Consider the following 13783-nt stretch of genomic DNA (forward strand, 5'->3'; position numbering starts at 1 on the left):
CCAGGGCACACATTCCCCGAAGAGCGGCTGGGCCGGCGCCGCTCAGAGCCGGCCCGCCGCTTTCAGTGCGAGATACGCATCCGCCAGTGCCGGCGCCAAATCCTCCGGTGTCGCGTCCACGACCGTCACCCCATGCCGTCGTAGCTGCTCGGCGGTGTGTCGGCGCTCCTCCTGCGCCTGAGCCGCCGCTGCGGCCTCGTACACCGCCTCAGCGTTGCCCCGCGCCTCAGCCATGCGTGCGATGTGCGGATCGGCCACCGAGGCGACCAGAAGGGTGTGTCGCTGAGTGAGCTGGGGCAGCACCGGGAGCAGGCCCTGCTCCACCGGCGCGGCGTCGAGCGTTGTGAGCAGGACGATCAGGGAGCGGCGAGGAGCCGTACGCAGAGCCGCCGCGCTGAGGCCGCGGGCGTCCGTCTCGACGAGTTCCGGTTCCAGCGTGGCCATCGCGTTCACCAGGCCCGGCAGTACGTCTCCTGCGGAGCGGCCCTGCACCAGGGCGCGGACTCGGCGGTCGTACGCCAGGAGCGCCACGCGGTCGCCGGCGCGGGACGCCAGGGCCGCGAGGAGGAGTGCCGCGTCCATGGATGCGTCCAGGCGTGGGGCGTCGCCCACCCGGCCGGCCGAGGTGCGGCCGGTGTCGAGGACGAGCAGGATGTGCCGGTCCCGTTCCGGGCGCCACGTGCGGACGGCCACGCTGGAGTGACGGGCCGTGGCTCGCCAGTCGATCGAGCGGGTGTCGTCGCCGGGGACGTACTCCCGGAGGCTGTCGAACTCCGTCCCCTCCCCGCGTGTCAGCACGCTGGTGCGGCCGTCGAGTTCGCGCAGTCGGGCGAGTTTCGACGGTAGATGCTTTCGGCTGGTGAACGGGGGCAGTACCCGTACCGACCACGGCACTCTGTGGGAGCCCTGGCGGGAGAACAGGCCGAGGGGACCGTAGGAGCGGATCGTCACCCGGTCGGCCTGGCGGTCGCCGCGGCGGGTGGGCCGCAGCCTCGTCGTCACACGCCGGCGTTCGCCCGGGGGGACGGTCAGCCGGTGACGGGAAGCCGCGATCTCGGTGCCGGGCTGCCAGCTGCTGGGCGGCCAGGCGTCCCTCAGCCGGGCCCGCAGAAGACGACGGGAGGGGTTGGTGATGGTGAGTGTGACGTCGGCGGTGTCGCCGAGACGGGTGGATGTGTCGCCGGACCGGGACAGGACGAGCCGGCGTACGGGGGCGGCGAGCGCGTAGTCGCAGGCGCAGGCGAGGGCCAGGGAGCCGTTGACCGCGAGGAGGCCCGTCCAGCCGGGGTCCAGGATGCCGACGGGCAGGGAGCCGAGGGCCGCGAGGAGAGCGGCGCGTCCGGTGAGTGCCATCAGCGGGGGACCGGGACGTGGGAGAGGACGGCGTTGATGACGGAGTCCGCCGTCACGCCTTCCATCTCGGCCTCGGGGCGCAGCTGGACCCGGTGGCGCAGGGTGGGCAGGGCGAGGGCCTTGACGTCGTCGGGGATGACGTAGTCGCGGCCCGTGAGCCAGGCCCAGGCGCGCGAGGTGGCCAGCAGGGCGGTGGCGCCGCGGGGAGATACGCCGAGGGTGAGGGAGGGCGACTCCCGGGTGGCGCGGCAGATGTCGACGACGTAGGCGGTGATCTCCGGGGAGACGGTCGTCTTGGCGACGGCGGCGCGGGCGGCCTCGAGATCGGCGGCGTTCGCGACGGGGCGTACGCCGGCGGCGCGCAGGTCGCGTGGGTTGAAGCCCGAGGCGTGGCGGGTGAGGACGTCGATCTCGTCCTGCCGCGAGGGCAGAGGGATCGTCAGTTTGAGCAGGAACCGGTCGAGTTGGGCTTCGGGGAGGGGGTAGGTGCCCTCGTACTCGACCGGGTTCTGGGTGGCCGCGACCAGGAACGGTTCCGGGAGCGGGCGTGGCGTGCCGTCGACCGTGACCTGGCGTTCCTCCATGGCTTCGAGCAGGGATGACTGTGTCTTGGGCGGGGTGCGGTTGATTTCGTCCGCGAGGAGGAGGTTGGTGAAGACCGGGCCTTCCTGGAAGGAGAACTCGGCGGTGCGGGTGTCGTAGACGAGTGAGCCGGTGACGTCGCTCGGCATCAGGTCGGGGGTGAACTGGACGCGTTTGGTGTCGAGTTCGAGGGCGGATGCGAGGGCGCGGACCAGCAGCGTCTTGGCGACGCCGGGGACTCCTTCGAGGAGGACGTGTCCGCGGCACAGGAGGGCGACGACGAGGCCGGTCACGGCGGGGTCCTGGCCGACCACGGCTTTGGCGATCTCGGCGCGCAGGGCTTCCAGGGAGGCCCGGGCGGTGCCCGCGTCCCCGGTGTTCCCGGCGTTGTCAGTGGTCGGGTCCATCATGGACGGCGTACCTCTCTTTCGAGGGCGTCGAGTTGGTCGGTGAGTGCGATGAGGGCCGCGTCGTCGCCGGGCGGCGGTCCGAAGAGGAGGGAGTGCAGGGCCTGTTGGCCGCCGGTGAGGTGGGCGGACAGGGCGGGGAGCAGGGTCTCGGGCGAATGCGCCTGGGTGACGGGGACGCCGACGAGGGGGGCGAGGCGAGTGCGGGTGGTGGAGCGGAGAGCGGCGGCGGCGCGGTCGCGGGCGTCTGCCTGGCGGTAGAGGCGGGCGCGGCCTTCGGTGGTCTCGGAGGCGCGGATCGCGACGGGGAGTTTCTCGGGGACGAGGGGGCCGAAGCGGCGCGCCCGCCAGAAGGCGGCGAGGGCGGCTGCGACGAAGAGCTGCAGGGCGCCCCAGAGCCAGCCCGAGGGGATGAGGTCGAGGAAGGTCTTGCGGTCGCCGTCGCCGGTGGCCGAGGTGTCGGAGAGCGAGGGGAGGTACCAGACCAGATGGGGGCGGGAGCCGAGGAGTTGAAGGGCGAGCGAGGCGTTGCCCTGCTTGTCGAGGCGGTCGTTGAAGAGGATGTCGGGCGCGCCGAGCACGACGGTGTCGCCGCCCCCGGAGGTCTGGGGGATGCGCAGCAGGGTGGCGAGGCGGGCGCTGGGGTAGCAGGCGTCGGCGTCGAGGTGGGTGGTGGTGTAGCGGGTGCCGCCGGTGTCGGCGCTGCCCGCGCGCCGGGCCTCGGGCAGGGCGCAGCCGGGGTCCAGTGTGGTGTTCGTGCTGGTGGCGGGGTCCGCGGTGACTCCGGGGGCGAGTCGCTCGACGGACGGGCTGCCGGGCGCGACGAGCACGGTGCGTCCGCCGGAGTGGGCCGTGGCCTGGCGCAGCCGGTCCTGTTGGCGGGCGGTCAGCAGGTCGGGTACGGCGACGAGAAGAGTGGTGTCCGGTCCGGCGGCGGCGCGTGCGGCGCCCAGGGTGGTGACCACGCGTGTGGAGATGCCCCGGTCGGCGAGGAGTTGGGCGACGGCGCGGCTGCCGTAGGGGTCGGCGGAGCGCGGGTCGAGTTCGCCGTGCCGGTCGGTGGAGCGGACGACCGCCATGACGACGGCCGCCGCCAGGATCAGCGCGGCGGCGAGCGCGATGCCTCGCTCGCGGGTCCACACCTGGCGGACGGTGGGTGCGGTGGACGTCGTCGGCAGCGTGGCCTCTGCGGTCACTGGGCGGCCCCCTGGCGGGTGCTGTGGGCCGTGCCGGCGGTGCTGTGGGCGGGCCTGGCGCGTTCCAGGTCGCGGTCGAGTTCGGTGATGCGGTGGTACGACTCCTCGGTGGCCCTGCGTCCGCCGTATGTCACGGCGTCGAACTCGCGGGCCGCGGCGCGCAGCCGGTCGGTGTGTGCGGGCAGGCTCCTGCCGGCTTCGGCGGCCGCTTCGTCGGCGGTGCGGCCCGGGCGGACGTCGAGCAGGGTGCGTTCCTCCAGAGAGCGGACGATGGCGCGCATGCGTTCCTGCACGGCCTGGTTCCAGTGGCCCTGGGCCGCGTGTGCCTCGGCGGTCGCGCGGTGTTCGGCGGCGCTGCGGGGACGGTCGTCGAACAGGGTGGCGGCGGTGGAGGAGGGCTGCCGGCGCGGAGTGCCCAGGCGCCACCACAGGGCGGCCAGGACGGCCACGACGAACAGGATGACGACGACCAGGCCGACCGTGCCGCCGGGAGTCGCCGAGGCGGCCGATCCGAACAGCCGGTCGAGCCAGTCCCAGAAAGCGTCCAGCGCACGCTGGAACAGCCCCGGATCGTTCTCGTGGTACATCCGCTTGGACAGCTCGCGGCGTGCCGCCTCCCGCGCGGGATCGCGCGGGAGGGTCACCGGCGGCCCCGGAGACGGGCCAGCCGCGCTCAGGATGGCGTCCGCCGCGCGCAGCAGGCCGCGTACGGCCGCGCCGTCGGCGCCGGCCGGGCCCGCCGCCGTGAGCACTCCCCCCGTGGAACTCACCGCATCAGCTCCCCTGGACGGCACCGGGTCCGGCGGTGCCGTGGACGCCGGCGGCGCGGGCCAGTTCGAGGTCGAGGGCCTCGCGCCGGATGCGCTGGTCGATGTAGAGGAGCACGGTGACGCCCGCGCTGATCGGGAGGGTGAGCGTGGTGCCGATCAGGGCGCCGATGCCCTGGATGATCAGGGTGGCCCAGCTGGTGTGGCCGCCACCGGCGGTGAGCAGGCTGTTCATGCCGTCGCCGCTGACGGCGGCCCCGAAGGCGGTGAACGGGATGGTGATGACCGCCGAGACCATGCCGGTGAGGAGCAGGGTGAGCAGCACGATGCCGAAGGTGCGCCACCAGGAGCCGCGGACGAGCTTCGCGGACCGCCTCATGGACTTCACCACGCCCTGCCGCTCCAGCATCAGGGCGGGCGCGGCCAGGTAGAAGCGGATGCCCAGCCAGACCACGACGACGGCGGCCGCGAGGAGGCCCAGGACGAGCAGGGCGGCTCCGCCGGCGGTGCTGCCCGCGACCAGCAGGACGATGCCGGGCAGCGCGCCGCCGACGGCGATGCCGGTGAAGATCAGGGCCAGCAGGATGAGCAGGCCGAAGAGTCTCGGAATCTGCGGCCGGGACTCGCGCCAGGCCTCGCGGGCGCCGACCGCTCTGCCGAGGACGGCTCGGCTGGTGATGGTCGTGAGCAGGGCGGTGGCGATGATGACGGCGACCGCGCGGATCACCGAGACGATCCCGGTGCCGATCATCATCTCGCGCAGGGCGCGGAATACCTCGTCCGGGCTGGCGCCGGGGTCCTTGAGGGTCGACTGGACGGCGGTGTCGTTCAGGACGAGGCCCTGCAGCAGGACGGTGCTGGTGTCGAGGAGGAGGGCGACCGCCAGCGAGATGCCGAGCACCGTGCGCCAGTGGGTGCGCATGGTGGAGACGGCGCCGTCGAGGATCTCACCGACGGCGAGCGGGCGCAGCGGGATGACGCCGGGCTTGGCCGCGGGCGGGGGGCCGCCCCAGCCGCCGCCCCAGGCTCCGTAGCCGCCGGGGGCACCGTAGCCGGGGGGCGGGCCGCCGTAGCCGCCCTGCGGGCCCGCGTAGCCGCCGTGGCCTGCCTGGCCGTGCGGCTGTCCGGTCCAGCCCGGGCCGGGCGGCGGAGGAGGCGGGGCCTGCTGAGGGCTGGGGGCACCGGTGGGCGCGGACCACTGGCCGGGCGGCGGCTGCTCCTTGGACCACTTCACACCCGGGCCCTGCGCGTGCGGGTCCTGCTGCGGTGCGGGGGCGGTGTCGCCGGGGCGGTCGGCAGGCTCGGCGGGACCGGACGTGCCGGGTTCCCGCCCCTCGTTCGACGGGGCGGTTCCGGGCGAGGCCCAGCCCGGAGTGTCTGTCATCGAAGCTCCTTCTCGGTGCCCGTCCGCGGTCGCGGCGGCAGGTTGGCAGCCATCGTGCCATGGGGTGGTCATCGGCGGACCGGCCGCGGTGGGCGCTGGATGCCTTCAATTGTTCGCCGGATCCGGGGCAGACTGACCGCATGGCTGATCAGCAGGCGCGAACCGACGGTGACAAACGGCCGACCGAGATACCTGCGATCCGATGGGAGGAACCGCCCGAAGGCCCCGTGCTGGTCCTTCTCGATCAGACACGGCTGCCGGCCGAGGAGGTCGAGCTGGTGTGCACGGACGCGTCCGCGCTGGTGGAGGCGATCCGTTCGCTGGCCGTGCGCGGGGCGCCGTTGCTGGGCATCGCGGGTGCGTACGGCGTCGCGCTCGCCGCCGCGCGCGGCTTCGACGTGGCCGAGGCGGCCCGCCTGCTCGAGGGGGCGCGGCCCACGGCGGTGAACCTGTCCGTCGGCGTGCGCCGGGCCCGGGCCGCGCACGAGGCGGCGCTGGCGCGGACCGGCGATCCGACCGAGGCGGCGACGGCGGCGCTGGCCGCGGCGCGGGCGCTGCACCAGGAGGACGCCGAGGCGAGCCGGCGGATGGCGGCGCACGGGCTGGCGCTGCTGGAGGAGTTGCTGCCGGGCGGCGGACACCGGATCCTCACCCACTGCAACAGCGGTTCGCTGGTGTCGGGCGGGGAGGGCACGGCCTTCGCGGTGGCCCTCGCGGCGCACCGTCAGGGGCAGCTGCGGCGTCTGTGGGTGGACGAGACGCGTCCGTTGCTGCAGGGCGCGCGCCTGACGGCGTACGAAGCGGCCCGCAGCGGTATGGCGTACACCCTGCTCACCGACAACGCGGCGGGCTCGCTGCTCGCGGCGGGGGAGGTGGACGCGGTGCTGATCGGGGCCGACCGGATCGCGGCCGACGGCTCGGTGGCGAACAAGGTGGGGAGTTATCCGCTCGCGGTGCTGGCGCGGTATCACCATGTGCCCTTCATCGTGGTGGCGCCGGTGACCACGGTCGATCCGGACACCCCGGACGGGGCGTCCATCGAGGTCGAGCAGCGGCCCGGCTTCGAGGTCACGGAGATCACGGCGCCGCAGGTGGCGGCGGCGGGAGCGGGAGGCGGGATTCCGGTGGCGCCCCTGGGGACGCAGGCGTACAACCCGGCGTTCGACGTGACGCCGCCCGAGCTGGTGACGGCCATCGTCACCGAGGAGGGAGTGGTCTCACCGGTGACGGCCGAGGCATTGGCGGAGCTGTGCGCGAGGTCCCGGCAGGTGGCGGCCGGCTGACCGGCCGCAGGGGATCGCCGACACGCCCGGACCGCGGGGCGCCGGCATCCGGTACCGGCATCGGTGCCGGCGGACGGGGGCAGACAGTGACGGCCCGGTACGACTAAGGTCACCGGCCAGTGACCTCCCTCACCAGGGCACCTGTCACTGTTATGAGAATGGGATGATGTCGTTTATGAAGGGACGAGTCCTTGTCGTCGACGACGACACCGCACTGGCCGAGATGCTCGGCATCGTGCTGCGTGGTGAAGGTTTTGAGCCGTCTTTCGTAGCCGACGGCGACAAGGCGCTGGCCGCGTTCCGCGAGACCAAGCCCGATCTGGTGCTGCTGGACCTGATGCTGCCCGGACGGGACGGCATCGAGGTGTGCCGGCTGATCCGGGCCGAGTCCGGGGTGCCGATCGTGATGCTCACGGCCAAGAGCGACACCGTCGACGTGGTCGTGGGCCTGGAGTCCGGCGCCGACGACTACATCGTCAAGCCGTTCAAGCCCAAGGAGCTGGTCGCCCGGATCCGTGCGCGGCTGCGCAGGTCCGAGGAGCCCGCGCCGGAACAGCTGACCATCGGTGACCTGGTCATCGACGTGGCCGGGCACTCGGTGAAGCGGGACGGGCAGTCGATCGCGCTGACCCCGCTGGAGTTCGACCTGCTGGTCGCGCTCGCCCGCAAGCCGTGGCAGGTGTTCACCCGCGAGGTGCTGCTCGAGCAGGTGTGGGGCTACCGGCACGCCGCGGACACGCGGCTCGTCAACGTGCACGTCCAGCGGCTGCGCTCCAAGGTCGAGAAGGACCCGGAGCGGCCGGAGATCGTGGTGACCGTCCGTGGTGTCGGTTACAAGGCAGGGCCGAGCTGACATGTCCCGGGACAGTGCCGCTTCGGCTCCCGGCCGGTCCGGGACTCGGCCGGGGCGGACTGTCGGCCGGGCGGCGGGTACGCGTTTGAGGACCTACTTCGACGGCGGGCTGCTCGAGGGCGGGGTCCAGGGCAGCCCGGTCATCAGGCTGTTCCTGCGGTGGGTGCGCCGTCCGCTGCTGCCCGTGATGCGGCTGTGGCGGCGCAACATCCAGCTGCGGGTGGTCGCCACCACTCTGGTGATGTCCCTGGGCGTCGTGCTGCTGCTGGGCTTCGTGGTGATCGGGCAGGTGCGCAACGGCCTGCTGGACGCGAAGGTGAAGGCCTCGCAGAGCCAGGCCACGGGCGGCTTCGCGGTGGCCAAGCAGAAGGCCGACGAGGCGGCCGGCGGGGCCGGGACCGGGGCGGCCGCAGGAAGCGGCACCGCCGACGGCACGGCGACCGCGGACGGCCGGCAGTCGCAGAACGTCATCCAGTGGATGAGCGACCTGGTGGAGTCGCTGTCCAGCGGTGGCGCGGGCGCGTTCGACGTCGTCACGCTGCCCGTGGGCGACGACAGCGGCGGCGGCCGCAGCCCGCGCGGCTCCGGGAACGTCAACCCGACCTCCAGCATCCCCGACGACCTGCGCGAGCGGGTCAACAGCGGCACGACCGCCGCCCAGAGCTACACCAGGATCGTCTACTCCAACGGCAAGGCCTCGCAGCCGGCGCTGGTCATCGGCAAGCAGGTCAGCGACCCCAACGGGCGACCGTACGAGCTGTACTACCTCTTCCCGCTCACCCAGGAGGAGAAGTCCCTCAGCCTGGTCAAGGGCACGCTCGCCACGGCCGGCCTGTTCGTGGTCGTCCTGCTCGGCGCGATCGCCTGGCTGGTGGTGCGCCAGGTCGTCACGCCGGTGCGGATGGCGGCCGGGATCGCGGAGCGGCTGTCCGCGGGGCGGCTGCAGGAGCGGATGAAGGTCACCGGTGAGGACGACATCGCCCGGCTGGGTGAGGCCTTCAACAAGATGGCGCAGAACCTCCAGGTGAAGATCCAGCAGCTGGAGGACCTGTCGCGGATGCAGCGCCGGTTCGTGTCGGACGTGTCGCACGAGCTGCGCACTCCGCTGACGACCGTCCGGATGGCCGCCGACGTCATCCATGAGGCGCGCGAGGACTTCGACCCGGTGACCGCGCGGTCGGCCGAGCTGCTCGCCGACCAGCTGGACCGGTTCGAGTCGCTGCTCGCGGACCTGCTGGAGATCAGCCGGTTCGACGCGGGTGCGGCGGCGCTGGAGGCCGAGCCGATAGACCTCAGGGACGTCGTCCGGCGCGTGGTCAGCGGCGCCGAGCCGCTCGCCGAGCGCAAGGGCACGCGCATACGCGTGGTCGGCGACCAGCAGCCCGTCGTCGCCGAGGCCGACGCCCGGCGTGTGGAGCGCGTGCTGCGCAACCTCGTGGTCAACGCCGTCGAGCACGGCGAGGGCAAGGACGTCGTCGTCAAGCTCGCCGCGGCCGGCGGCGCGGTCGCGGTCGCGGTGCGCGACTACGGCGTCGGGCTCAAGCCGGGCGAGGCGACCCGTGTCTTCAGCCGCTTCTGGCGGGCGGACCCGGCACGCGCGCGTACCACCGGCGGTACGGGCCTCGGGCTGTCGATCGCCCTGGAGGACGCGCGGCTGCACGGCGGCTGGCTGCAGGCGTGGGGCGAGCCGGGCGGCGGTTCCCAGTTCCGGCTGACGCTGCCCAGGACCGCGGACGAGCCGCTGCGGGGCTCACCCATACCGCTGGAGCCCAAGGACTCGCGCCGTAACCGCGGCCTGGACCAGGCCGGGCTGTCCGGCGGGGGTGAGGAGAAGCGGGCGACCGTTCCGGTGCAGAAGGGCGGCGCCCAGGCGTCCGCGCTGCCGCCGCGGGACCCGATCGCACCGCGCCCGGCCCCGGCGGCCGACCCGGCCGCGCTGCCCGGCAACGGCAACGGCGCGCGCGTGGTGCCCCGGCCCACCGGTGGCCCACGGCGCACCGAGGACAGGCCCGCCACGGCTCCGGCCGCCGACCCGGGCCCGGCCCGGACCGAGGCGGACCAGGCGGAGGACTCGACCGAGCCAGGGGAGGCATTTCGTGGGCGCTGACCGCGAGGGGGGCGCCCGGCTCAGTCCGGGACGCGCGGTGACATGGGCCGCCTTGGGGACCGTGCTGCTGGCCGGGTGCGCCTCGATGCCCGACAGCGGGGATCTGCGGAACGTGGAGTCCACGCCGCGGCAGGACACCGGGGTGCGGGTGTTCGCCATGCCGCCGGCCGAGGGCGCCGGTCCCGCCGAGATCATGCAGGGCTTCCTGGAGGCGCTGACTAGCGACGATCCGGCGTACGACACGGCCCGCAAGTACCTGACGACGGCGGCGGCGCGCTCGTGGCGGCCGGAGCAGTCCACCACGGTCCTCGCGAACGGGCCGAGCATCGAGCCGGACTGCAGGCCGGGCCCGGGCTCGGAGCACACCAGCAGCGTCACCTGCGTCCTCGCGGGCAGCAGGGTCGCGACCGTGGACGCGCAGCAGGCGTACGAGCCCGCTGCCGGCTCCTACCGCAAGAAGGTGCACCTCAGCCGGGACCCCAAGAACGGCCAGTGGCGCATCGACGAGCTGCCCGACGGCGTCGTCATGGGCAAGTCGGACTTCCAGCGCAACTACACGTCGGTGGACAAGTACTACTTCGCCTCCGACACGACCGTCGGGCCGACGAAGGAACCGGTGGCCGTCGCCGATCCGGTGTTCGTGCGCAGCAAGGTGGACCCGATGACGCAGATGGTCCGCTCGCTGGTGAGCGGCCCCACCCGCTGGCTGGAACCGGTCGTCAGGTCCAGCTTCCCGACGGGTACGGCTCTGCAGAAGGGTGTGTCGGGGCTGGCTCCGGACGACCAGAACAAGCTGACCGTGCCGCTGAACCTGAAGGTGTCGCAGGCCGCGGCGACCAAGTGCACGGAGATGGCGACGCAGGTGCTGTTCACCCTGCGGAACCTGGCGCCGACGCTGGAGTCGGTCGAACTGCAGGGCGTCGGCGGCCACCGGCTGTGCGAGCTGAGCGAGGAGCGCGCCGAGGCCACCGCCTGGCACGGGTCGGCCAAGAGCCCGGAGAACCTGTACTACCTCGACGGCAAGCACCGGCTGGTGCGCCTGCCGGCGGGACCCCCGACCACGACCACCAGCGCGGTACCGGTGCCGGGGCCGCTGGGCGAGGGCGGCAAGGCCCTGGAGTCGGTGGCGGTGTCGCGGGACGAGCACAGCGCGGCCGCCGTCGGCGACCAGGGCAAATCGCTGTACGTGACCTCGCTGGCCTCGGGCGGTTCGCTCGGGGACGCGTTGGTCACCAGCGAGGGCCCGAGCCCGGACGACCGGCTGACCACGCCGAGCTGGGACGCCCGCGGCGATCTGTGGGTGGCCGACCGCGACCCACGACGTTCCCGGCTGTACGTCCTCGAACAGGGCGCCGACAAACCGGCTCAGGTCGCCGTCCCGGACCTGTCCGGGCGCATCAGGGACGTGCGGGTCGCCGCCGACGGGGCGCGGATCGCGCTGGTGGTGGAGAAGGGCGGCAAGCAGTCTCTGCTCATCGGCCGGATCCAGCGCGACGACAGCTCCGGACAGGGCACGGCGGTGGTCGAACTGAGGTCCGCCGCACCCGACCTGGAGCAGGTCAGCGCCCTGTCGTGGGCCGGCGACAGCAGGCTGCTCGTCGTCGGCCGGGAGCAGGGCGGCGTGCTGCAGATGCGCTACGTCCAGGTCGACGGCTCCGCGCTCGACGGGCCGGCGCCGGGCGCCCTCACCGGCGTCAAGTCGATCGCCGCGTCCGAGGACGAGCGGGTGCCGCTGGTGGCCTGCTCGGAGGACGGGATCGTACGGCTGCCGTCCGGGTCGCAGTGGCAGAAGATCGACAAGGACGGCACTGCGCCGGTCTATCCGGGCTGAGTCCTCCGCCGGAACCGCCCCTTCCCCGTGTGGGTGAGGGGCGGTACGCGTTTCCGGGAGTTGTCCACAGGACGTTGTCCACAGGGGTGGCCGGGGCGCTGCGGCGTTGGCACAGTGGTGCACATGCGGGGGTGGTGGCAGGACCTCACCGACCTGGTGCTGCCGGCCGACTGCGCGGGCTGCGGAGCACCTCGTACGGCGCTCTGCCCTCGCTGCCGGGCCGCGCTGTACGGACACGCGCCGCGGCGGGTGCGGCCGGTGCCGGAGCCGGCCGGGCTGCCGGTGGTGCATGCGGCGGCGCCGTACGCGGAGGAGGTGCGCGCACTGCTTCTCGCGCACAAGGAGCGGGGCGCGCTGGCCCTCGCGGGCGCGCTGGGCGCGGCACTGGCGGGGGCCGTGCGGGCGGGGCTCGCCGGGAGCGGCGCCGGTGCCCCGGGCCGTGCCGCAGCCGGGGGCGTCGGGACCGTGCTGCTCGTCCCCGTGCCGTCCGCCCGGTGGGCGGTGCGGGCGCGTGGGCACGATCCGGTGCGGCGGATGGCGCTCGCGGCGGCCGGTGAGCTGCGGCGCACCGGTACGCCGGCCAGGGTGGCGGCCGTGCTGCGCCAGCGGCGGCCGGTGGCGGACCAGGCCGGGCTGGGCGCGCGGCGGCGTCTCGCCAACCTCGCGGGCGCGCTGCAGGTGACGGCGGGCGGTGGCCGGCTGCTGGGCACGGGACACGTCGTGCTCGTGGACGACCTGATCACGACCGGCGCCAGCCTCGCGGAGGCGGCGCGGGCCGTCCGGGAGGCGACGGCGGAGCGAACCGGAGTGAGAACAGTCGTGTACGGAGCCGTAACTCGGGAAGGAAGGGATGAACGACGGACCGGAGCGCGAGAGGAGAGCCGGAACTGGGTGCATGCTGCATCGGAAAAGGCGGCCGGGAACACCGTCCGGCATGCCCTCCGTGCGGCTGTGATCGCCGCTCCGCGGGATTCTTTCGAAATAAACAGGAACTGACTGTCGACCTGCATCGTTGCAGGTAGCGAGAGGGGAATTTCACCTGAACGGGGGTACGCCGGAGTAGAGGGTGACGACATCCGTCCGGGCGAGATATGTTCGGTTGTGAGGAAAGGCGCAGGCCACACCTCTCATATACGAATGCCGTGCCACGGGTTTTGGGCAATCACCCGTGCCGGTGGGGTGGAGATCTCGCCCATGGGGGAGGAGGAGGTGGAAGTCACCGAGTCCGAGGTCCGGTGCTCACCGGACCTGGTGCGAAAGGGAGATGCTCCGCCGACCGAGCGGAGCGATCCGGGAACGGAGTTCTGCGTGGACATCGTCGTCAAGGGCCGCAAGACCGAGGTGCCCGAGCGGTTCCGCAAGCACGTGGCCGAGAAGCTGAAGCTGGAGAAGATCCAGAGGCTCGATGCCAAGGTGATCAGCCTCGACGTCGAGGTGTCCAAGGAGCCCAACCCCCGACAGGCCGACCGCTGTGACCGAGTGGAGATCACGCTCCGCTCCCGCGGTCCGGTGATCCGGGCGGAGGCAGCGGCAAGCGACCCGTACGCGGCACTCGACCTGGCGGCGGAGAAGCTGGACGCCCGGCTGCGCAAGCAGCACGACAAGCGTTTCTCCCGCCGAGGCGCCCGCCGGATCTCGGCGGCCGAGGTCCCCGACCACGTACCGGGCGCGGCGACGCTGAACGGAAACGGCCTCCCCGTCGAGGAGGAGGAGACGGACGGCGTGCCGACGAAGAAGATCGGTTCGCTGGAGGTCAAGGGGGAAGGTCCCCTCGTCGTCCGCGAGAAGACGCATGTCGCCGCCCCGATGACCCTCGACCAGGCGCTGTACGAGATGGAACTGGTCGGCCACGACTTCTACTTGTTCGTCGACGCGGAGACGAAGGAACCGAGCGTCGTCTACCGCCGCCACGCCTACGACTACGGCGTCATCCACCTCAGCACGGACCCGATGGTCGCTGAGGCGCAGCCCCCCGCCGCAGGTGGCACGCTGGGCGGCTGACCGACCCGGTCCCACGCGA

The 13783-nt window shown here is 73.1% G+C and carries 11 protein-coding genes; 6 read left to right on the forward strand and 5 right to left on the reverse strand.

Annotated features, from left to right (window positions below; all coding sequences use genetic code 11):
* Positions 1-42 precede the first annotated feature (42 nt).
* The 5 genes from OG956_RS21515 to OG956_RS21535 are packed head-to-tail and all read right to left on the reverse strand — an operon-like array spanning position 43 to position 5689.
* Positions 43-1353 (reverse strand): DUF58 domain-containing protein, encoded by a 1311-nt coding sequence (locus OG956_RS21515; RefSeq protein WP_330339616.1) that lies wholly within the window; start codon positions 1351-1353, stop codon positions 43-45.
* Positions 1353-2342 carry an AAA family ATPase gene (locus OG956_RS21520; protein ID WP_330342907.1) on the reverse strand — a complete coding sequence of 330 codons (990 nt, stop codon included), beginning with the start codon at positions 2340-2342 and terminating at the stop codon, positions 1353-1355. Before OG956_RS21520 ends, OG956_RS21515 begins: the two co-directional genes overlap by 1 nt.
* Positions 2342-3538 carry a DUF4350 domain-containing protein gene (locus OG956_RS21525; protein ID WP_330339617.1) on the reverse strand — a complete coding sequence of 399 codons (1197 nt, stop codon included), beginning with the start codon at positions 3536-3538 and terminating at the stop codon, positions 2342-2344. The genes OG956_RS21520 and OG956_RS21525 overlap by 1 nt, the downstream gene beginning before the upstream one ends.
* Positions 3535-4308, reverse strand: a complete 774-nt coding sequence (locus tag OG956_RS21530; protein ID WP_330339618.1) for a DUF4129 domain-containing protein — start codon at positions 4306-4308, stop codon at positions 3535-3537. The genes OG956_RS21525 and OG956_RS21530 overlap by 4 nt, the downstream gene beginning before the upstream one ends.
* A 4-nt stretch (positions 4309-4312) precedes the next feature.
* Positions 4313-5689 (reverse strand): glycerophosphoryl diester phosphodiesterase membrane domain-containing protein, encoded by a 1377-nt coding sequence (locus OG956_RS21535; protein ID WP_330339619.1) that lies wholly within the window; start codon positions 5687-5689, stop codon positions 4313-4315.
* A gap of 140 nt (positions 5690-5829) precedes the next feature.
* Here OG956_RS21535 and mtnA point away from each other — a divergent pair, with 140 nt between their 5' ends.
* The 6 genes from mtnA (at position 5830) to hpf (ending at position 13764) form a co-directional block, all read left to right on the forward strand.
* Positions 5830-6972 carry an S-methyl-5-thioribose-1-phosphate isomerase gene (gene mtnA / locus OG956_RS21540; protein ID WP_330339620.1) on the forward strand — a complete coding sequence of 381 codons (1143 nt, stop codon included), beginning with the start codon at positions 5830-5832 and terminating at the stop codon, positions 6970-6972.
* Positions 6973-7135: 163 nt separating this feature from the next.
* On the forward strand, positions 7136-7825 hold the full coding sequence (mtrA, locus tag OG956_RS21545; protein ID WP_191870552.1) for a two-component system response regulator MtrA: 690 nt from the start codon (positions 7136-7138) through the stop codon (positions 7823-7825).
* 1 nt (position 7826) lies between these two features.
* The gene (gene mtrB, locus OG956_RS21550; protein ID WP_330339621.1) at positions 7827-9932 is read left to right on the forward strand and encodes an MtrAB system histidine kinase MtrB; all 2106 of its coding nucleotides are present in this window, start codon (positions 7827-7829) and stop codon (positions 9930-9932) included.
* Positions 9922-11763, forward strand: a complete 1842-nt coding sequence (locus tag OG956_RS21555; protein ID WP_330339622.1) for an LpqB family beta-propeller domain-containing protein — start codon at positions 9922-9924, stop codon at positions 11761-11763. Before mtrB ends, OG956_RS21555 begins: the two co-directional genes overlap by 11 nt.
* Before the next feature lie 123 nt (positions 11764-11886).
* On the forward strand, positions 11887-12759 hold the full coding sequence (locus OG956_RS21560) for a ComF family protein (RefSeq protein ID WP_330339623.1): 873 nt from the start codon (positions 11887-11889) through the stop codon (positions 12757-12759).
* A 312-nt stretch (positions 12760-13071) separates the two neighbouring features.
* A complete protein-coding gene (gene hpf / locus OG956_RS21565) occupies positions 13072-13764 on the forward strand; it encodes a ribosome hibernation-promoting factor, HPF/YfiA family (RefSeq protein WP_330342908.1) in 693 nt (230 codons plus the stop codon).
* The last annotated feature ends 19 nt before the right edge of the window (positions 13765-13783 follow it).

Source organism: Streptomyces sp. NBC_00557, assembly GCF_036345995.1.
Classification (GTDB): Bacteria; Actinomycetota; Actinomycetes; order Streptomycetales; family Streptomycetaceae; genus Streptomyces.